Annotated in this window: 19 protein-coding genes, 2 tRNA genes and 3 pseudogenes; 21 read left to right on the top strand and 3 right to left on the bottom strand. The window is 50.9% G+C overall.

Annotated features, from left to right (window positions below):
- Positions 1-210 precede the first annotated feature (210 nt).
- Positions 211-510, top strand: a complete 300-nt coding sequence (locus JJQ72_RS04240; RefSeq protein WP_243895882.1) for a DUF5665 domain-containing protein — start codon at positions 211-213, stop codon at positions 508-510.
- Between the two features lie 19 nt (positions 511-529).
- Here the strand turns inward: JJQ72_RS04240 and JJQ72_RS04235 are convergent, their stop codons facing one another.
- The gene (locus JJQ72_RS04235) at positions 530-1264 is read right to left on the bottom strand and encodes a TraR/DksA C4-type zinc finger protein (RefSeq protein WP_208202893.1); all 735 of its coding nucleotides are present in this window, start codon (positions 1262-1264) and stop codon (positions 530-532) included.
- Between the two features lie 201 nt (positions 1265-1465).
- On the opposite strand from JJQ72_RS04235, the gene lspA reads away from it, so the two are divergent.
- From lspA to JJQ72_RS04155, 16 genes are all read left to right on the top strand, one after another.
- On the top strand, positions 1466-1972 hold the full coding sequence (gene lspA / locus JJQ72_RS04230) for a signal peptidase II (RefSeq protein ID WP_138225312.1): 507 nt from the start codon (positions 1466-1468) through the stop codon (positions 1970-1972).
- Entirely contained in the window at positions 1972-2946 is a 975-nt protein-coding gene (locus tag JJQ72_RS04225; RefSeq protein ID WP_481856821.1) for an RluA family pseudouridine synthase, read from the top strand. The genes lspA and JJQ72_RS04225 overlap by 1 nt, the downstream gene beginning before the upstream one ends.
- A gap of 141 nt (positions 2947-3087) precedes the next feature.
- The gene (locus JJQ72_RS04220; protein WP_208202892.1) at positions 3088-4341 is read left to right on the top strand and encodes an LL-diaminopimelate aminotransferase; all 1254 of its coding nucleotides are present in this window, start codon (positions 3088-3090) and stop codon (positions 4339-4341) included.
- A 251-nt stretch (positions 4342-4592) separates the two neighbouring features.
- Positions 4593-5153: a bifunctional pyr operon transcriptional regulator/uracil phosphoribosyltransferase PyrR gene (gene pyrR / locus JJQ72_RS04215; protein ID WP_138225315.1), complete on the top strand. Its 561-nt coding sequence runs from the start codon at positions 4593-4595 to the stop codon at positions 5151-5153.
- Between the two features lie 2 nt (positions 5154-5155).
- Complete coding sequence (locus JJQ72_RS04210; protein WP_481856822.1) at positions 5156-6067, top strand: aspartate carbamoyltransferase catalytic subunit; 912 nt, start codon at positions 5156-5158, stop codon at positions 6065-6067.
- Between the two features lie 112 nt (positions 6068-6179).
- Positions 6180-7463, top strand: a complete 1284-nt coding sequence (locus JJQ72_RS04205) for a dihydroorotase (RefSeq protein ID WP_138225317.1) — start codon at positions 6180-6182, stop codon at positions 7461-7463.
- Positions 7464-7539: 76 nt separating this feature from the next.
- Positions 7540-8682: a glutamine-hydrolyzing carbamoyl-phosphate synthase small subunit gene (carA, locus tag JJQ72_RS04200; protein ID WP_138225318.1), complete on the top strand. Its 1143-nt coding sequence runs from the start codon at positions 7540-7542 to the stop codon at positions 8680-8682.
- Between the two features lies 1 nt (position 8683).
- The gene (carB, locus tag JJQ72_RS04195) at positions 8684-11896 is read left to right on the top strand and encodes a carbamoyl-phosphate synthase large subunit (protein WP_138225319.1); all 3213 of its coding nucleotides are present in this window, start codon (positions 8684-8686) and stop codon (positions 11894-11896) included.
- Positions 11897-11913: 17 nt separating this feature from the next.
- Complete coding sequence (gene pyrF / locus JJQ72_RS04190) at positions 11914-12651, top strand: orotidine-5'-phosphate decarboxylase (protein WP_208202890.1); 738 nt, start codon at positions 11914-11916, stop codon at positions 12649-12651.
- Positions 12648-13295 carry an orotate phosphoribosyltransferase gene (gene pyrE, locus JJQ72_RS04185; RefSeq protein WP_138225321.1) on the top strand — a complete coding sequence of 216 codons (648 nt, stop codon included), beginning with the start codon at positions 12648-12650 and terminating at the stop codon, positions 13293-13295. The genes pyrF and pyrE overlap by 4 nt, the downstream gene beginning before the upstream one ends.
- A 227-nt stretch (positions 13296-13522) precedes the next feature.
- Entirely contained in the window at positions 13523-14440 is a 918-nt protein-coding gene (locus JJQ72_RS04180; protein ID WP_208202889.1) for an ABC transporter ATP-binding protein, read from the top strand.
- The gene (locus JJQ72_RS04175) at positions 14437-15237 is read left to right on the top strand and encodes an ABC transporter permease subunit (RefSeq protein WP_138225323.1); all 801 of its coding nucleotides are present in this window, start codon (positions 14437-14439) and stop codon (positions 15235-15237) included. The genes JJQ72_RS04180 and JJQ72_RS04175 overlap by 4 nt, the downstream gene beginning before the upstream one ends.
- On the top strand, positions 15238-15918 hold the full coding sequence (locus JJQ72_RS04170) for a TetR/AcrR family transcriptional regulator (protein WP_208202888.1): 681 nt from the start codon (positions 15238-15240) through the stop codon (positions 15916-15918).
- A 120-nt stretch (positions 15919-16038) separates the two neighbouring features.
- Positions 16039-16203 carry a hypothetical protein gene (locus JJQ72_RS04165; RefSeq protein ID WP_175415243.1) on the top strand — a complete coding sequence of 55 codons (165 nt, stop codon included), beginning with the start codon at positions 16039-16041 and terminating at the stop codon, positions 16201-16203.
- A 116-nt stretch (positions 16204-16319) separates the two neighbouring features.
- Positions 16320-16396 (top strand) — tRNA-Met (locus tag JJQ72_RS04160).
- A 45-nt stretch (positions 16397-16441) separates the two neighbouring features.
- Positions 16442-16515: transfer RNA gene (locus tag JJQ72_RS04155), tRNA-Ile, on the top strand.
- A gap of 156 nt (positions 16516-16671) precedes the next feature.
- Here the strand turns inward: JJQ72_RS04155 and JJQ72_RS20425 are convergent.
- Positions 16672-16845, bottom strand: a pseudogene (locus tag JJQ72_RS20425) (tyrosine-type recombinase/integrase); the annotation flags it as partial.
- A 1318-nt stretch (positions 16846-18163) separates the two neighbouring features.
- Complete coding sequence (locus JJQ72_RS04145) at positions 18164-18457, bottom strand: hypothetical protein (protein WP_208203014.1); 294 nt, start codon at positions 18455-18457, stop codon at positions 18164-18166.
- On the opposite strand from JJQ72_RS04145, the pseudogene ltrA reads away from it, so the two are divergent.
- From ltrA to JJQ72_RS04130, 4 genes and pseudogenes are all read left to right on the top strand, one after another.
- A pseudogene (gene ltrA, locus JJQ72_RS04140) lies at positions 18346-19744 on the top strand (group II intron reverse transcriptase/maturase). The gene JJQ72_RS04145 and the pseudogene ltrA sit on opposite strands and share 112 nt — an antisense overlap.
- A gap of 221 nt (positions 19745-19965) precedes the next feature.
- The gene (locus tag JJQ72_RS20420; protein WP_347880718.1) at positions 19966-20061 is read left to right on the top strand and encodes a phage holin family protein; all 96 of its coding nucleotides are present in this window, start codon (positions 19966-19968) and stop codon (positions 20059-20061) included.
- Positions 20058-20243 (top strand): annotated as a pseudogene (locus JJQ72_RS04135) (N-acetylmuramoyl-L-alanine amidase family protein); the annotation flags it as partial. The gene JJQ72_RS20420 and the pseudogene JJQ72_RS04135, both read left to right, overlap by 4 nt.
- An 83-nt stretch (positions 20244-20326) precedes the next feature.
- Positions 20327-20801, top strand: a 475-nt coding sequence (locus tag JJQ72_RS04130; RefSeq protein WP_243895879.1) for an SMI1/KNR4 family protein, incomplete at its 3' end; no start/stop codon positions are given.

Here is a 20801-nt window from a genome sequence, read left to right as displayed (position 1 = left end):
GAAGGTGATCACCCTAACGAAGGAGCTGTTCTTGACAGCCGGAGACGAGTTATCTCCGGCTGCAGAACAGCTCTTTTTTTGGTGGAAGAAGCCTTGAAGAATGCCAATGCGGCTCCTGTCACATAATAGGTAGGATATGAAAGCGACAAGGGGGAACAGGTCGTGGCGGAAAGGACAGAAACCGGTGCAGCTCCGGCGCATGAGGCGTCCCTGAACACGGAAGAAGAAAAGGTCAGCCGGATGTACCAGCTGACCGTAAGCATGGCGCAGCAGCTGGAGAAATCCCGGATTCAGGAATATACGCAGCTGCTGCACCGCCCCTGGAAGCTGGTAGGCTTAAACCTGCTTGCCGGTACAGCCCGGGGGATCGGGATTGCGATTGGATTTACTTTTTTTGCGGCGACGATTATTTATCTGCTTCAGGCACTGGGTGCCTTAAATCTTCCGATTGTTGGGGATTATATCGCAGATATTGTGCAGATTGTTCAGCGCCAGCTGGAGCTGCGATAAAGCAGGCAGGACAGGCTTGTCATTCATAGTCAGCGTCTTCCCGGCTGCCGGGATCCAGCAGGTAGCTTCCTTCACCTTGTTCTATATAGCTGTCGTAATGAGGTCCGCGTACCACAAAGGTTTCGGTGCCGTCTATATTGGTCGCAACAAAGTTCTCGTAAAGCTCAACAAATCCGCCAAGATCATCATTTTCTTCATAATCCATGTCGTTATAGCTGTGCACCTCGCGATCTTCTGCCATCGCCGGTGTATTGGAGCTGCCCATACTCTCGAGAGTTTGCAGTGTATCCTCACCGTCAAATCCGGAGTATTCGTGCTCATCGAGACTGGATCTTCCAAAAGGCGGATAAAGCACCTGCTCTTCGACTGGACGGCGCTGTGATGGCATATTGCGGGGAGAATCATCTTTGCAATACTGGGTGTCTGGAACGGCCTGCAGACGCTGAAACGGAATCGGCTGCCTGCAAATGACACAGATCCCGTATGTGCCGTCCTCCATGTGCTCAAGGGAAGTCATGACGCGCTCGAGCTCCAGCTCGGCACGATCTTGAAGGCCAAGGTCCTTTTCACGCTCATAGAGCTCTGTAGCCAAATCCCCGGGATGGTTATCGATATGGGACAGCTCTCCGGTAGTATCCCTTTCCGAAATGCTAAGACCATGATTATGGCTGGCGTTCAATCGCTCCAGCTCTTGCTTGCGTTCTAGAAGCTGGCTGCGAAGCTCCTGAAGCTGGGCATTGCTGAGATGCGGCATAGCTACACTCTCCCTTCAAGCCCTAAGGCGGTGTATTTGCTTATAGGTTGCACGGAGAGCGAGGTTTTTACAGGCGGAAAATGTACGTTTACTTGGGCAGGAATGGACGGTTTCAAATACGCTGTGCTACAATAAGACGAGTTCTGCCCGGTGAAGGCAGAGTTTTAGAGTGACGAGAGAAGATCGGAGTGACAAGCTGCTGTGATGTATTATTTGATTGCCTTAATTGTGTTCCTTATCGATCAGGGAACGAAATATTTGATCGCTAGCCGTCTGGCGCTGGGAGAGCAAATTCCCGTCATTGGCGACTTTTTCTTAATTACGTCCAGCCGAAATCGCGGCGCTGCGTTTGGTATTTTGCAGAATCAGCTGTGGTTCTTTATCGTGGTTACCTCGCTGGTTGTGATCGGAATTATCTGGTATATGCAAAAAGTGAAATCCGAAGGGCGCAGGCTGCTGCCCGTAGCTCTTTCTTTGGTGCTGGGCGGTGCGCTTGGCAATTTTATCGACCGGCTTGTAATGGGTGAGGTTGTTGATTTCCTTCAATTCAATTTCGGATCATACACCTTCCCAATCTTTAACATTGCGGACTCCTGTATTGTAATCGGTGTAGGGCTGATTCTCCTCGATACATTTATGGAGGGCAAGCGGGAGCAGGAAGCCCAGCAATCGTCTTCTTCGAGCACAAATCAGGAAGGACAATCCTAATGATGGAGCATAACCAATATATTGCAGATGAGAGCAGACAGCCGGCTGATGAGCTGGAGGAACGCGTGCAGGAGTGGCAGATGTCGGAGAAGCAGGCCAAGCTGCGATTAGATAAATTTCTTGCCGAGGAGCTGACAGGCACGGCATCTCGTTCACAAATTCAGCTGTGGATTACGGATGCCCATATACTCGTCAACGGCAAGCCGGTGAAATCCAACTATAAGCTGGCAGCAGACGATCATGTGGTGCTTACGGTGCCTGAGGTGCAGCCGGTTGAAATTGTGCCGGAGAATATCAAGCTGGAGGTCAGCTATGAGGATTCAGATGTCATCGTGGTGAACAAGCCGCGCGGTATGGTTGTGCACCCGGCAGCGGGACATCCGTCGGGCACATTGGTCAATGCCCTGATGTATCACTGTCAGGATTTATCAGGCATCAATGGAGAGCTGAGACCCGGAATTGTTCACCGTATTGACAAGGACACCTCCGGCCTCATTATGGCGGCGAAGAATGATCAGGCACATGCTTCACTGGCTGCACAGCTGAAGGAGCACAGTGTGACCCGGCGCTATCTTGCTGTAGTCCACGGTAATATCAGCCATGATCAGGGCACGATTGATGCTCCGATTGGCAGAGATTCGCAAGACCGGAAGCTGTATGTAGTTACAGATAAGAACAGCAAGCATGCTGTAACCCACTTCTCTGTGGTGGAGCGGCTTGGTGACTACAATCTGGTGGAGCTCAAGCTCGAAACGGGCCGGACGCATCAGATTCGTGTGCATATGAAATATATCGGACATCCATTGGTCGGTGATCCCGTATACGGGCGAAGCAAGGGCATTAAGATGAACGGACAGGCTCTGCATGCTGCGGTGCTTGGCTTCCTGCATCCCCGATCAGGGCAATATATGGAGTTTACGGCTCCGCTGCCCCGCGATATGGAAGAACTGTTAACGGCACTCCGGAGCCGCTAGCAGTTTTTTTCTGCGTAATGCCTTTATTTTCTTGTCCGCAAAAGTACAAATCATTTGATGATTTATACATGGCTCATTCTGCGGTTTTGCTTCAATATGAAGGAATGGAACAAATGATAATCTAGGAGATGAATGCAAATTATGAATATTGAACAATATCAGGAAACATATATCCAGAATAACTTCGCTGACCGCATTGGCGGAGCAAATTACGGAAAAGACACATCCATCTATAAATTCGAGAAGATCAAGCGTGCCAAGGCAGCCGCCAAAAAAGCTTTCCCGGACGTAGAACTGATCGATATGGGCGTTGGTGAGCCGGATGAGATGGCAGACCGCGGCATTATCAGCAAGCTGGCTGAAGAAGCGGCGAAGCCAGAGAACCGGGGGTATGCCGACAACGGGATTCCTGAATTCAAAGAAGCTGCCGTTCGTTACCTGAGCCGAGTGTTTAATGTGGAAGGATTGGATGCGGAGACCGAGGTGCTGCACTCCATCGGCTCCAAGCCTGCTCTGGCGATGCTTCCTTCAGCTTTTATTAATCCGGGCGATGTCACAATTATGACGGTGCCGGGCTACCCGGTACTCGGAACACATACGAAGTACTTGGGCGGAGACGTTTACACGGTAGAGCTGAAGAAGGAGAACGGCTTCCTTCCGGACCTGACTGCAATTCCTGAAGAGATCGCGAAGCGCGCGAAGCTGCTGTACCTGAACTATCCCAATAACCCAACCGGTGCCAGCGCTACCGTTGAGTTCTTCACAGAGGTAGTGGCGTGGGCCCGTAAGTTCAATGTCGTTGTCGTTCATGACGCACCTTACGCAGCACTGACCTATGACGGCTTGAAGCCACTGAGCTTTCTGTCTGTTCCCGGAGCGAAGGATGTAGGGATCGAGCTTCACTCCCTGTCCAAATCCTACAACATGACCGGCTGGCGGATCGGATTCGTCGCTGGGAACCCGCTTATTGTGAAGGCTTTTGGTGATGTGAAGGATAACAACGATTCAGGGCAATTTATCGCCATTCAAAAGGCGGCAGCGTGGGGGCTGGACCATCCGGAGATTACCGAGAAAATCGCCGAGAAATATTCCCGCCGCCACAATATGCTGGTTGATGCTTTGAATGGGCTTGGGTTCAAGGCGGAGAAGCCGAAGGGCTCCTTCTTCCTGTATGTTGAAGCACCGAAAGGCATCAAGGGCGGCGCCCGCTTTGCCTCCGGTGAGGATTTCTCCCAGTACCTGATTCGCGAGAAGCTGATCTCCACGGTGCCTTGGGATGATGCTGGAAGCTTCGTGCGTTTCTCCGTGACCTTCATTGCGAACGGCATTGAAGATGAGAAGCGGGTCATTGAGGAAATCCAGAAGCGTCTGAGTGATGTGGAGTTTGAATTTTAACATTGACATTCCTTGTGAGACCTGTCATACTTCAAGTAATCGAATAGCACCTTTAAATCAGTCCCGTGAGGCTGGCAAGGTAACGTGAACCGAGGTTCATTACAGGGTAAGCTCTATTTGTCTGCGGACAGCAAGAGACTTATCGGAATCTCTACGTGTATATCATATACTCCTTGCCTTTGCGGCAAGGAGTTTTTTGTATCCGCGGACACTGACACCAGGCGCTAATCAAGCTAGAAGGAGGGTAACCCATGAGCAGTGAGCAGCATGTGATTATGGATGAAACGGCAATCCGCCGCGCCCTGACAAGAATTGCGCATGAGATCCTGGAGAAGAACAAGGGCATTGAAGACTGCGTTCTGATCGGTATTCGGACCCGAGGTGTATTTTTGGCCAAGCGGATTGCAGAACGAATTGAAGAGATTGAAGGTACGCCGATTCCTTGGGGTGAGATTGATGTAACCTCTTATCGGGATGACCGGGACGGAACGACTCCGAAGCCGTGTGAGGAAGTGCTGATGTCATCATCGGAAGAGAAGATTAATGTCCACGACAAAAAAGTCATCCTGTTCGATGACGTGCTATATACCGGCCGCACGATCCGGGCCGCGCTGGACGCGCTGATGGACTGCGGGCGGCCGCGGATGATTCAATTGGCTGTTCTTGCAGATCGCGGTCACCGCGAGCTGCCGATCCGGCCGGACTACATCGGCAAGAATGTGCCGACCTCCAAGCACGAAGAAATTACGGCAGCGCTTCAGGAGTATGACGGCAAGGACGAGGTCACCATCTCACAGAGAGAGGAACGATAATGATGAGTACCGCAACCGCGATCCAGGAGCGCAGCCTGCTGGGATTAAAGCATCTGAGCCGCGAGGACATTCTGGCGATTCTTGACCGGGCCTCATATTGGGAGCAGCAAAGCGAGAAGCTGGTGCCGATTCTGAACAAAAAGTTTGCTGTCAACATGTTTTTTGAGAACAGTACAAGAACGAGATTCTCTTTTGAAATGGCGCAGAAGAGGCTGGGTGTTCAGGTGATGAACTTCACCGCAGCGGCCTCCAGTGTCGAGAAGGGTGAATCCATTTACGATACAGTACGCACGCTGGAGTCCATGGGCGTGGATGCAGGTGTGGTCAGACTGAAGCCGTCCGGCGTGCTGCAGGAGCTGGCGCAGCGAGTGAAGATTCCACTGATTAATGCGGGAGACGGAAACAACGAGCATCCGACGCAGGCGCTGCTGGATTTATACACGATGCGCAAAGTGTTCGGCGAGCTGCAGGGCTTGACGGTGTCCATTATCGGAGATATTAAGCATAGCCGGGTCGCCAGATCCAATCTCTGGGCACTACAGAAGCTCGGAGCGAAGGTGCAGTTCTGCGCCCCGTCCGTGATGTCGGCTCCGGAGCTTGCCGAGCATGCTCCTTATGTAAGTATGGAAGAAGCCTTGAAGGCGGATGTCGTCATGATGCTGCGAGTGCAGCTGGAGCGGCATAGCGGCGGATTGTTTCAGTCCAGTGAGGAATACCGCGAGCAATACGGTCTAACCGAGGAACGGGCAGCCTCCTTATCGGGACATACCATTATTATGCATCCGGCTCCAGTTAACCGGAACGTGGAAATTGACGATGCCGTTGTTGAATGTGACCGCTCTTACATCTTCAGACAGATGGCACACGGCGTGCCAGTGCGCATGGCGGTCATGGAACGGGCGATGAGGGATTAGCAGCAGGAATATTTTTTTCAGGGACAAAATTAATAAATATACACAAAACTGAATTATTATTATACAATATACAAGAAGCGGTCGCGCTTCTCCAGCGGAGGGGAACCTAAACGTGCTACAAATAATTAAGAACGCCAAGGTGATCAACGAAGAGGGACAGCTTCAGCTCCAGCACATTGTAATCGAGAACGGACAAATTCAAGCCATGATGAACGGCGATCAAGAGCTTCCCCAGCAGGGTGAGCAGGCTGAAATCGTGGATGCAGCAGGAAGGCTGGTAGCCCCGGGATTCATTGATATGCATGTTCACTTGAGAGAGCCGGGCTTTGAGCATAAGGAAACGATTGAAAGCGGCAGTCGTTCCGCTGTGAAAGGCGGCTTTACGACAATTGCCTGCATGCCGAACACCAAGCCGGTTACGGATACGGCGGAGACGGTATCCCTCATTCTGGAGAAGGCGAAGCAAGCCGGGCTTGCCAAGGTGCTGCCTTACGCCGCCATTACAGTCAACGAGCTGGGCCGGGAGCTTACCGATTTTGAAGCGTTGAAGGAAGCGGGAGCGATCGGCTTTACGGATGACGGCGTGGGTGTGCAGAACGCACAGATGATGAAGAACGCGATGAAAAAGGCGGTGTCTCTGGGCATGCCGGTTATCGCGCACTGCGAAGACGACTCGCTCGTCAAGGGTGCATGTGTGACCGAAGGGGCTTTTGCAGAGCGCCACGGACTGAAAGGAATTCCGAACGAATCGGAAGCGATTCATGTCGGCCGTGATATTTTGCTCGCAGAAGCGACAGGAGTACACTACCATGTGTGCCATGTCAGCACAGAGCAGTCGGTTCGCCTGATCCGCCAGGCCAAGGCTATTGGAATCAAGGTAACCGCAGAGGTATGTCCGCATCATCTGGTGTTGTCCGATGAGGACATTCCCGGGCTGGACGCCAACTGGAAGATGAACCCGCCGCTGAGATCGCCGCGGGATGTACAGGCATGCATTGAGGGCCTGCTGGACGGTACCATTGACATGATTGTGACCGACCATGCTCCTCATAGTGAAGAGGAGAAGGCGAAAGGGATGGAGCTGGCTCCATTCGGAATCGTCGGGTTTGAAACCGCGTTTCCGCTGCTGTACACCAAGTTCGTCGAAACCGGTCAATGGACCCTGGAGTTTCTCATTCAGCGAATGACCAGTGATCCTGCACGTGTATTCGGCTTGAACAGCGGAGTGCTGAAGCCGGGGGCACCTGCAGACATCACGATGATTGATCTGGATCTGGAGCAGGCGGTTGACCCTGCAGCCTTTGCAACCAAGGGCCGCAACACCCCGTTTACGGGCTGGAAGCTCAAGGGCTGGCCGGTAATGACTTGGGTGGATGGAGAGCTGAAATACTCATAAAAAGAGTCCAGCTCAGTCACATTTAGGCGTTTGACATTATAAATTATTTAACATATAGATGACAGGAGTGAATGGAATGCAGGCACAGGCTAGATTGTTACTGGAGGATGGAACGCTGTTCAACGGCAAATCCTTCGGCGCAGATGCTGAAATGACTGGCGAAGTCGTATTTAACACAGGGATTACCGGATATCAGGAGGTGCTTTCCGACCCGTCCTACTGCGGTCAGATCGTGACCATGACGTATCCTTTGATTGGCAACTACGGGATTACACGGGATGACTTTGAAAGCATCCGTCCTTTTGTACACGGCTTTGTCGTCCGCCGGCATGAGCCTGTTCCAAGCAACTGGCGTGCAGAATACAGCGTGGACAGCCTGCTTAAAGAGTATGGTATCCCCGGCATCAGCGGCATTGACACCCGTATGCTGACCCGAATCATCCGCCACCATGGTACGATGAAGGGAATTCTGACCACGTCAAGCAAATCAGTCGAAGAGCTGATGGAGATGATGGCAGACACGTCGATTCCACAGCTGCGCAACCAGGTTGCGCGTACTTCAACTCCGCAAATGTTCACCAGTCCGGGTCAAAAAGAACGGATCGTTCTGGTTGACTTCGGCGCAAAAAGCGGCATTCTGCGTGAGCTGACTGCCCGCGGCTGTGACGTGATCGTGGTTCCGCATGATACCACGGCTGATGAAATCCGCCGCCTTCATCCGGACGGCATCCAGCTGTCCAACGGTCCTGGGGACCCGAAAGATGTTCCATATGCCGTGGATATGATTAAGGAATTGCTCGGAGAATACCCGATCTTCGGCATCTGCCTGGGTCACCAGCTATTCGCGCTGGCTTCCGGTGCAGACACCGAGAAGCTGAAGTTTGGCCATCGCGGCGGCAACCATCCGGTGAAAGAACTGGCGACAGACCGCTGCTACATCACTTCGCAGAACCATGGCTACACAGTGAAAGAGGATTCTGTGGCAAGCACTGATCTTGAAGTAACTCATATCAACAACAATGACAAAACCGTAGAAGGCCTGAAGCATAAGAAGTATCCGGCATTCTCCGTACAGTATCATCCGGAAGCTGCGCCAGGTCCTCATGACAGCAGCTACCTCTTCGATGATTTCCTGGAAATGATTCGTCAGCATAAAACCAATGAAATTCGCAAGCCGCGCCAGGCGGAACTCGCTGCAGCCGTGAAAGGAGCTCGCTAATATGCCTAAAAACGAACAACTCAAAAAAATTCTGGTTATTGGCTCTGGCCCGATCGTTATCGGTCAGGCTGCAGAATTTGACTATGCCGGTACCCAGGCTTGCGAGGCCTTGAAGGAAGAAGGCGTCGAGGTTGTCCTGATTAACAGCAACCCGGCCACCATCATGACCGATACCAATATGGCTGACAAAGTATACATTGAGCCCATTACGCTGGATTTTGTAACACAGATTATCCGCCAGGAGCGTCCGGATGGACTGCTTCCGACGCTTGGCGGCCAGACGGGCCTGAACATGGCGGTAGAGCTTGCTCGTGCCGGCATTCTGGAGCAGGAGAACGTGAAGCTGCTCGGAACCCAGCTGAACTCTATTGAGAAGGCGGAGGACCGTGATCTGTTCCGTGCACTTATGCATGAGCTGGAGCAGCCGGTTCCAGAGAGCACGATCGTAACTACTCTGCAGGAAGCGCTGGATTTCGCCGATGAAATCGGCTACCCGCTGATTGTGCGTCCGGCATACACCCTGGGCGGCACCGGCGGCGGTATTTGTGCGAATGAGGAGGAGCTGCGTGAGACCGTATCCTCCGGCATCCGCTACAGCCCGATCAACCAGTGTCTCGTCGAGAAGAGCATCGCCGGCATGAAAGAAGTAGAGTACGAGGTTATGCGGGACGCGAACGATAACTGTATCGTCGTGTGTAACATGGAGAACTTTGACCCTGTAGGCGTACACACCGGAGACAGTATCGTTGTGGCACCGAGCCAGACGCTGTCCGACCGTGAATACCAGATGCTGAGATCGGCATCCTTGAAAATTATTCGTGCCCTCAATATTGAAGGCGGATGTAATGTGCAGTTTGCGCTGGATCCAAACAGCTATCAATACTATGTTATCGAGGTAAATCCGCGGGTAAGCCGCTCTTCTGCGCTTGCATCCAAAGCGACAGGCTACCCGATTGCCAAAATGGCAGCGAAGATTGCGATGGGCTACACGCTGGATGAGCTTGTCAATCCGGTTACAGGCCAAACCTACGCTTGCTTTGAGCCAACCCTGGATTACATCGTCAGCAAAATTCCACGCTGGCCGTTCGACAAGTTCACTTCGGCCAACCGTAAGCTGGGCACGCAAATGAAGGCCACCGGCGAGGTTATGGCGATTGGCCGGACGTTTGAAGAGTCGATGCACAAAGCGGTTCGTTCCCTTGAAATCGGCGTGCACCGCATTCATCTGAAGGAGGCTGCTTCTCTGAGCGAGGAAGTTCTGCAGCAGCGCCTGATCAAGCCGGATGATGAGCGGATGTTCCTGGTTGCCGAGGCGTTCCGCCGCGGCTACGGACTGCAGCAAATTCAGGACCTTACCCATATCGACTGGTGGTTCCTTGACAAGCTGGAGGGCATTATCAAGTATGAGGAGCACATCCGCAGCGAAGCATCGCTGACTTATGAAACACTGTACGAAGCCAAGCGCATGGGCTTTACCGACCGCGCAATCGCCGAGCTTCGCACAGAAGGCGGGGCGTCCTCCCACACAACGGAAGAGTCCATTCGCTTCCTGCGTCATGAGCACGGACTTCGTCCGGTATACAAAATGGTAGACACCTGTGCGGCCGAGTTTGAAGCGTCCACGCCGTACTACTACTCTACGTATGAAACCGAAAATGAAGTGATCGGCTCTGCCAAAGAGAAGATTGTCGTGCTGGGATCAGGACCGATCCGTATCGGACAGGGCATCGAGTTCGACTACTCGACCGTCCATGCCGTATGGGCTATTCAAAAAGCCGGCTATGAAGCGGTGATTATTAACAACAACCCGGAGACCGTATCGACGGACTTCAGTACATCTGACAGACTGTACTTTGAGCCGCTGTTCTTCGAGGATGTCATGAATGTGATCGAGCAGGAGAAGCCAATCGGCGTTATTGTCCAGTTCGGGGGTCAAACGGCGATCAACCTGGCTGCGCCGCTCGCAAAAGCAGGCGTTAACATTCTGGGTACGAGTCTTGCCAGCATTGATGAGGCGGAGAACCGCAAGAAGTTCGAAGCGCTGCTCTCCCGTCTGAACATTGCACAGCCGCAGGGCAGCACCGTGACCTCGGTGGATGAAGCGGTAGGCACTGCGCAGTCGCTGGGCTATCCGGTACTGGTAAGACCGTCCTACGTTCTTGGCGGACGCGCGATGGAAATCGTCTACTCCGACAGCGAGCTGCTTGGATATATGGAGCAGGCTGTCAAGATTAATCCGGAGCATCCGGTATTGATTGACCGCTACATGCTGGGCAAAGAAGTGGAAGTGGATGCGATCTGTGACGGAGAGACCGTTCTGATTCCGGGTATCATGGAGCATGTGGAACGGGCAGGGGTTCACTCCGGCGACTCCATCGCTGTATACCCGCCGCAGTATCTGAGCCAGCAGCTGAAGGACAAGATTACGGAGATTACGATCAAGATTGCGAAGGAACTGCAAACCTACGGACTCGTCAACATCCAGTTTGTTATCTACAAGGATGAGGTGTACGTGATTGAGGTAAATCCTCGTTCTTCCCGGACGGTTCCATTCCTGAGCAAGGTGACGGGAATCCCGATGGCGAATCTCGCAACCCAGGCGATTCTGGGAAGCAAGCTGAAGGATCTGGGCTATCAGGAAGGCATGTGGCCAGAGAGCGAGTATGTATCGGTAAAGGTACCGGTATTCTCCTTCGCGAAGCTGCGCCGTGTTGAGCCAACCCTGGGTCCGGAAATGAAATCCACGGGTGAGGTTATGGGCCGTGACGTGAAATATGCCAAAGCACTTTACAAAGGTCTGATCGGTGCAGGCATGAAGATTCCTTCCACAGGAGCCATTGTAGCGACGATTGCCGACAAGGATAAAGCGGAGGCGACTGAACTGCTGAAGGGCTTCCACAAGCTGGGCTACAAAATTCTCGCGACAGGCGGTACTGCGAAGGCGCTGCAGGAAGCAGGGCTGGATGTAACGACGATCAACAAGCTGTCTGAGGGTGCACCGAACATTTTGGATATGATCCGGACAGGTGAAGCGAACTTTGTCTTCAACACCTTGACCAAAGGCAAGACTCCGGAGCGTGACGGATTCCGAATCCGCCGTGAAGCGGTTGAGAACGGAGTCGTATGCATGACCTCTCTGGATACTGTACGTGAGCTGCTGACGATGCTGGAGACAATTAACTTCACTTCGGAAGCGATGCCGGTTCTACAGTAAAAAGAGGGAGGAATTTCATGAATACCGGTTATGAATCCATGGCGGGCCGCCTGATGGTGGCCCTGGATTATGCGGATGCTTCCCAAGCATCTGATTTGATCCGTCAGCTGGAAGGCATCCCGTGCTATATGAAGGTAGGTATGCAGCTTTTTTATGCGGCGGGACCTGATTTTGTCCGGGCGTTGAAAGCTAGGGGTTACCGTGTTTTTCTGGACGTAAAGATGCATGATATTCCCAACACTGTAAAGGGCGGCTCGCATAGCGTAACGCGTCTGGGTGTGGACATGTTTAATGTGCACGCAGCCGGGGGCGTGCAGATGATGGAAGCAGCCAAGGACGGGGCCGAAGCAGCCGTTGCGGAAACCCCGGGCCTTGTCATGCCCTCCATCATAGCGGTCACTCAGCTCACCAGCACGAGTCAGCAGATGATGAATGAGGAGATTGGCGTTTCCGGAACTGTAGAGGATGCGGTTGTTCGTTATGCTCAAATGGCGCAGCAGGCAGGCCTTCACGGTGTGGTAGCTTCTTCTCTCGAAGTGACAGCTATTGCAGCGGCGTGCGGTCCGCAGTTTCAGACCGTGATCCCAGGTATCCGTCCTGCCGGCAGCGGTATTGGCGATCAGTCCCGCGTGCTTACCCCTGGACAAGCGATTGCCCGCGGCAGCCATTATCTGGTGGTGGGACGTCCGATTACAGCTGCACAGAATCCGAGGGAAGCTGCAGAGCAAATTATAGAGGAGATGATGTTGACATGAATACCTTGAACGGAGTACCTCAGCAAATCGCATCGTATTTGCTGGAGATCGAAGCTGTCGCCCTGCGTCCGCATCAGCCCTTCACCTGGACATCCGGCATTCAATCTCCGATTTATTGCGATAACCGGCTGACCATGTCTCATCCACAAGTTCGGGACTTCATAGCGGAGAGCTTTGCGGCGATCATTCGGGAGCAGTTTCCGGACACGGACGTCATTGCAGGCACGGCAACAGCTGGCATTCCTCATGCTGCCTGGGTTGCCCAGAAGCTGAATCTGCCTATGGCCTATATCCGCGATAAGGCCAAGGGCCATGGCAAGGAGAATCTGATCGAAGGACAGATCAAGCCGGGTCAGAAGGCCATCGTAATTGAGGATCTAATCTCCACCGGGGGAAGCTCTATTAAAGCGGCGAAGGCTGTAGAGGAGGCCGGTGCACAGGTTCAAAGCGTCCTGGCGATTTTCAGCTATCAGCTGGACAAGGCCGAGAAGGCGTTTGAGGAAGCGGGTGTGCCGCTGCAAAGCCTTTCTAACTACACGGCGTTGACCGAAGTAGCTCTCGAAAAGGGTGTAATCCAGAAGGAAGATCTGGAGCTGCTGCAATCCTTTAGAGCCAATCCGGCTGCCTACGGCCAGAAGCAGTAGCGCATTTTTACTTAACTGGAGCTATATGACAAAGACCGAAGACGGCTGCCTGAGGGGCGGCTTTGAGCTTCGGTCTTTTTTTGCGTGGATGTAGGTGGAGGAGTGGCACTGATGACTCGTAATTTTTATATTACTATGATCATAAGTATAAAATATATTGAATTATAGCTTTGTATTAACATATAATTAGACTATAAGTCAAATAAAAGTATAAAAGAGGTGTGGTTATGCTCGCCATTGAAGCGGTAGGCCTCAGCAAGCAATATGGACAACGGATCGGGGTTACGGGACTGAATATGGAGGTGCGGCAAGGGGAAATCTTCGGGTTTATTGGCCCCAACGGAGCTGGAAAGTCTACAACCATCCGTATGCTCATGCAGCTGATTCATCCGACATCCGGATCCCTGCAGGTGCTGGGAGAGGCTCTGGATCGAGAAAAGCCGGAGCTGCGCAAGCGTATAGGCTATCTGCCGTCTGAAGTAATGCTTTATCCCCAAATGACGGGAAAGCAGGCGCTGGAGCTCACTGCCCGGGCCTACGGGCGGAGGCTCAAGGATACACCAGCTATGAATTACGCAGAACGGCTGCAGTGGAATCCGGATTTGAAAATGAAATCTTACTCATTGGGTAATCGGAAGAAGCTCGGTATCATCCTATCCCTGCTTCATCAGCCCGAGCTGCTTATCCTGGATGAGCCAACCTCTGGACTGGATCCGCTGATCCAGCGAGAGCTGTTTCAATTGCTGTCAGAGCTGAACCGTCAGGAGGGCATGACTATTTTTTTCTCGACGCATGTGTTATCTGAGGTGGAGAAGCTTTGTGAGCGGGTTGCTTTTATTAAGGAAGGACAGCTGCTGCGGGTCAATCGGCTTGAAGAGCTGTCTTCTGGTCGTACACACCGGGTCTCCGTGCAATTTGATACCCCGGGAGATCAGAGGGAGACCTTGCCGCTAAAGGAGCTGGATGCTCAAATACAGTTTGACGGCATATATCATACGCTGGAGGCATCAGGACCGAAGCTGTCTTCGCTGCTTGCCGCGTTGTCGGGATTGCCGGTGCAGGATCTGGAAATTCGCCGGCCGACGCTGGAGGAGCTGTTCATGGACGATTACAGGGCACGTAATGAAGAGGGGGAAGAAGCGTGAGCTGGAACATTGTTTCTCATGAGCTGCGGCAGAATCGACGTGCTTTTTTTACGTGTCTTGGGGTAACGGTCGTCTTCATTCTGCTGCTGCTGGCTAAGGCAGATGCATTCGTGGATAATCCCGAAATGGAGCGACTGCTGGGAAGCATGCCGCCGGGATTGGTTCAGGCCTTTGGTCTGGATGTCGAAAGCTTCCGCACGCTGCAGGGGTATTTGGCGACACAGGTGTTTCCATATTTCATCGTGATTTTATCTTCATTTGCTGCTGCCTGGGCTGCGGGAAGCATTGCCAAGGAGAAGGATCGCGGCACAGGTGAATACCTGTTCACGCTTCCTTACCGTCGTTCGGGTATATTCTGGTCCAAAGCGGCAGCGCACTGGATTTATATGAGCCTGGTGTATATTGCAGGCAGCGGCGTTTTGCTGGCGCTTCTTTACAGCAAGGCATCGGGGGAGCTTTCATGGGACCAAGTGCTTTTGCTGCTGTGGTCGGGCTACTTGCTCGTGCTGTGCTTTATGGGGATTGGGTATATGCTGACCTCGTGGTTTGCTTCCGATCGGACGGCTGTGGGGATTGCGTGCGGGGTGGCTGTACTGGCTTTTTTCCTGGATATGCTGTCCGGGAGTAGCGAATGGATGGAGCTGATCGCACTGCTCTCTCCGTATCAGCTGGTGGATGCAACAGATATCGTCAGCGGCGGGGGACTGGGCGCGGCAGGGTGGCTGGTGCCGTTAGGCCTGTATGCTGCCGGGCTGGTCGTGGGTGTTGCGCTGCTGCAGAGAAAGGATATTCCGTAGATGACCACTGCGAAACGAAAAGCGATGCTGGAGGCCGGCAAGTCTCTATTTCTATCCCAAGGCATCATGCAGACAAGCATGGAGGAGATTGCTGAAGCTGTACCGGTGTCGAAGATGACGGTATATAATCATTTTCAGAGTAAAGAAGGCCTCCTGGATCAGGTTGTGGATTTACTGATAGCAGAGTCCTGGGCTCAGCTTCAGGAGCTGCTGGATGAGGCGAAGGACCCTCTGGAAGCATTTACGAGGCTGTATCAAGAGCAGGAACGCTTCTCTCCGGCCGTCAGTGAGCCATTCGTATCGGATCTGGCAAAATTTCCGGAGCAGATGGACAAAATGCTGTCTTTTCATCAACAAAAGGTGCTTCCTGAGCTGCAGCTTCTGATTTTTAAAGGTCAGCAAAAAGGGCAGATCCGTAAGGATATTTCTCCCCATATTCTCGTGGCCTTTCTTAGCTTCATCAAAGAATACTCTGCACGAGTACCCTGGTATGAAGGATTGGGAAGCCCTAATGCTGTGGGGGAGCAAATGATGCGCATTCTTTATTACGGCTTTCTTGAGCCGGACTCCCGGAGTTCTGCAGCTTCTGCTGCTGAACCGGAGCTTAACGGTACCGCTGATGATCCGGATAGGGATGACAGAAAAGAGGCCTCTGCGGTAAAGTCTCCGGATGATAAATAAATTACGATCTATGGAAGCTTGTGATGCTGAAGAAAGATCAGGGTGAGCCTGGCATGTAATCGGGCTCTTTGGGCATACTAACGACACTGCGTTAGACATGCTCAAAGGGAGATGATACCAATGAACTGGGTTTATTATGGCAAGCTGTATACCACCAAATTCCAGGCAGGCTGCTTCGCCAAGCGGTTGGAGCAGGATGCCTGGCTGTTTGGCTATGGCGATCCTCGGGCCGTTGAAGTGTACCGCTCTCGAAAGGGCAAATATGGAGTCCGATATCTTCCTTAAATTCATAACTGGCAAAGATAACCCGAGGCCACACTGTGAATTCCAGAATTTCAGACTTGACTTGCTGCTGCGAGATCATGTATATTATTTATTGTCGCTGTTTGATTTTTTAATGACGCGGGGTGGAGCAGCTCGGTAGCTCGTCGGGCTCATAACCCGAAGGCCGCAGGTTCAAATCCTGCCCCCGCAACCAATGTTCTTACTTGATAATGTACTTATAGGATTTGGTATATGATCAGGGCCCTTAGCTCAGTTGGTTAGAGCGGTCGGCTCATAACCGACTGGTCGGGGGTTCGAGTCCCTCAGGGCCCACTTATTGAAAAACCCTTGCGCTGCAAGGGTTTTTTGCTGTCTATGGGGGTTGATGGGGAAAGTAAATGAATACCGTTTTACTCCTGATTTTTTAATTTGGTCACATAAATGGTCACATAACATTTAATGAGCTAATTTTATAGCATCTTTTATCTTTTATTCTACAAGGTCCACTGCATCTCTTTGCATGTTGGGGAGGAGATGAGAATAACGGTCGAGATAAATCTGAACGCTACTATGTCCTAACCTCTCGGCACCTATTTTTGGATTTACTCCATTATTAAGGAGCATTGATGCATGAGAATGTCGGAGATCATGAAAACGAATCTTACTAAATCTGGGTCTAAGGAGGTTATTGTGTATGTCAGCATTTCTGGAAAGGATAATACTTGGCACTATAGAGTAAGATTTGTTATTGATAAAAGTGGAAGTGTCCAATATAATACTTGGACAGTATTTTGATAACATAGTAAATGCGTTTAAGTTACTCGAAAGGAACACCTATTTGGGTGTTCCTTTGATATATTGAGAGGAGTAAGTGATGTTTGACTTCCTTGAGATCAAAATGCTTCCTGACTATGTTGTTATTGCAACTGTGCTGACCTTCGTTCTTTTGTTTGGAATATTTAACAGTAAGAAAAAAATGAGTGTTAAACAAATACTATGGGCTTCCTTAATAATGTTAATCACAATTTATGCTATTAACCTTATAGTTAACTTATTAAAATGGTTATTAAGAGGATGGTAGATACTGACTTGAACAACATAAAAACGTCATAAGATGCCATTCTAGCATTTTTTTACTGTATATTGCTTAGAAGGGTGTATCATTTAATAGCAACTAGTAAGAGGAATGAAGGAAAATAAATCTTGATACGCAAGAGATAGAATTGATTGAAAAAGCTCTGGCTGAGTCATATCACAGACGCAGAAAGGTGAAGATTCGTTTATTTTATAAATATGAGGATGTGGAATGAGATGGAACGGGTCGTTATCATCCATACATTTAGACGTGAAATCAAGTTGGCCACAGGTTCAAATGAATGGCGGTGGATAAAGATTGAAGAAATAGTGTCTGTTCAGTTTTAATGAAAAATAGTAAGACAGTGAAGCAAGCCTTAAATCCAATCGTTCGAGTTCCGGGTTTCAAAAAAACTTACATATAGATTAGACAAATCTTTCTGATCAAGGTGGCATCATAAAAATGATCACAGAGTTGGTCATAAACTCATTAAAACGTGCTAAGCCCGTAGGAGAGATAAACCTGGTAAATAAAGGGAAATTAAACCTATTAAAACCGAAATTAACGTTTCCCTTAAATCAGTTGGTTAGAGCGGTCGGCTCATAACCGACTGGTCGGGGATTCGAGTCCCTCAGGGCGCACTTATTGAAAAACCCTTGCGCTGCAAGGGTTTTTTGCTGTTTACGCCCAGCATGGGCGTTATCTTTAGGGTGAAAGTCCCGAACGGGAGCTGGCGAGCGCCTACCATAACCAAGGGCAAGGGTGTCCACCGCGAGGCGGAATCTGAAGGAAGCCGGAGGCAAATGCACGGACCAAGGTACACGAACCTAATTTGAGGCAGTGACAGCCGGATGAGTCTCCACACCAAGACGAAATCCAAAGCCGCCAAGGGCTGGCGCTGTAGACTTAGGTGGTCGCGGGCAGAAAGATGACGTTCTTATCTGGGGAGGCCTGCGGAATACGCGAAGTTACTTCGTAACCGCGGCTGAGAAGCCGTGCTGAATCCGCAGGAGTCAGCAGAGGCCATAGTACGGGAGTACGGGACGCCGGAAACCGGAAGGGCTGAACTGAAAGGAGAGAGGAAACCGATGCGTTCGCATGAAGAGCAAAGACAGCAGGAAATCTCGCAAGAGAGCTCGTGGCAAAGAGAAGCGGTGAAGCCGTCAGGGTATGTCGGAGCGCCGAGTTCTTCGTCGGCACAAGTCGCCCCTCCCTCTCGCGAAGCGAATAACGACTTGTTAGAACGAATGCTCAGAGGAGATAACCTCAGGCTCGCCTACAAGCGAGTGGTACAGAGCGGAGGAGCGCCCGGCGTGGACAGCGTAATGGTAGCGAATCTACAAGCTTACCTGAAAACACATTGGGAGACGGTGAAGACCGAGCTCCTTGCGGGAACCTACAGACCCATGCCCGTCAAACGGGTGGAAATCCCCAAACCCGGAGGCGGCGTGAGGCTGCTTGGCATCCCGACCGTGATGGACCGCTTTCATCAACAAGCCCTGTTGCAAGTGATGAACCCGATCTTCGACGCGGACTTCTCAAGGCATAGCTACGGCTTTCGCCCTGGGAAGCGAGCGCATGACGCGGTAAAGCAAGCTCAACATTACATCCAAGAAGGCTTCCGCTGGGTCGTAGACCTGGACTTAGCGAAGTTTTTTGACCGAGTAAACCACGACATGCTCATGGCAAGGGTGGCAAGGAAAGTGACGGACAAATATGTGTTGAAGCTCATTCGTGCCTACCTAAATGCAGGAGTTATGGCAAATGACGTGCTCGAGAAAACGGGAGAGGGTACGCCGCAGGGCGGACCATTGAGCCCGCTCTTAGCGAACATTCTGCTGGACGACTTGCGACTTGGACAAAGAACTATCCGAACGAGGATTGCGATTCGTCCGCTATGCGAACGACTGCAATATATTCGTTGCGAGTAAACGTGCGGGAGAACGCGTCATGGATTCGGTAACACGCTTCGTAGAAGGGAAGCTGAAACTGAAAGTGAATCGAGAGAAAAGCGCGGTAGATCGCCCTTGGAACCGTAAGTTCCTCGGATTCAGTTTCCTGAGGGACAAGAAAGCGACGATTCGATTAGCGCCACAAACCATCTCGCGATTCAAAGAGAAGGTGCGAGAGCTGACGAACCGAACGCGATCGATGTCTATGGAAAACCGGATTATGCAACTAAACCGCTATCTCATCGGCTGGATTGGCTATTTCCGGCTAGCCTCAGCAAAAGGTCACTGCGAGAAATTCGACCAGTGGATTCGGCGCAGGTTACGTATGTGTCTCTGGAAGCCATGGAAACGGGTACGTACTCGTATCCGAGAACTCCGGGCACTCGGTGTCCCAGAATGGGCATGTTTTGTCATGGCTAACTCCAGACGCGGAGCGTGGGAAATGTCTCGAAACACAAACAACGCCCTTCCAACTTCCTATTGGGAAGCGAAAGGGCTGAAAAGTTTGCTTTCTCGTTATTTGGAGCTTTGTTAACCTTTTGGAACCGCCGTATGCGGACCCGCATGTACGGTGGTGTGAGAGGACGGAGGCTAGGCGCCTCCTCCTACTCGATTTATTTTACTTTTTATTCTTATAATTAGCTAACGCTTAGCTAATGAAGAAAAAGAAAAAAGAGCTTAATGTCAGACTCGTCCATTGTTTATATTGTTCTATTGATGGCTGTCCTTTTTATCATTGGGATCATTGGCTGAAGCGTGGAATCAGTGATTCAAGGCATTCTTGCAGGTGCCTTTGCCGTGTTTGGCCACCAGGTCGTTAAACAAACCAAGATCGGAGTCGATCAAGGATGAAGAAGGTATGGATCGATGCAGATCATGGCGGTAAAGACCCAGGGGCAGTGGCAAATGGACTGCGAGAAAAAGACATCGTGTTAAAAATCGCATTAGGCGTAAAAAAGCAGCTGGAAGCTGAGTATGAAGGAGTTCAGGTGCTGATGTCACGAGGGAGTGATGTTTTCCTCGAGCTTTCAGAATTCATGGCAGATTTTATTGAGGTAGGGCAGTTTGCACCAAGAAAGTAAATGTCAAAACATATAAAGGGATCGTGATTGTGTTTATGATTAGAGAGTTTATAAATCAGTTTAATAAAAAGTTTCCCGATGTTGATAGATTTGAGCTCAGAAACTATGAAGACATTACAGTTATAGAAGACAACTTAGGGGTGAATTTACCATCTTCATTACTTGTTTTTCTAACTGAGTTTTCAAATGGTATATTTCTACTCGATATTGAACCAATTGGTGGGGTTTCTAATGAATCACCTTGTGGAAGGTTATGCCAAACCAAAGTGATTCTGCCTGATTTGCCTGATCAAATCTTGATTCGTGAGACGGGTGAGTTGATCGACTCAAATCGTCTTATATCCTTAACCATGTTCGATGCAGGAGAAAGTTCAAATCATCATTGGGTCTTTATCTGTGAGGATGGAATTTATAATCATGAGTATAGACTAGGGTTCATTAGCCAGGCTACTAATGTCATTGTCAAAACTTTACCAAACTTTGAAGAATGGTTAACAGTATTTTGGAACA

The organism is Paenibacillus sp. F411 (assembly GCF_017582705.1).
In the GTDB taxonomy this organism is placed as follows: domain Bacteria; phylum Bacillota; class Bacilli; order Paenibacillales; family Paenibacillaceae; genus Paenibacillus_AQ; species Paenibacillus_AQ algicola.
This window is presented reverse-complemented; position numbering and strand designations above follow the sequence as displayed.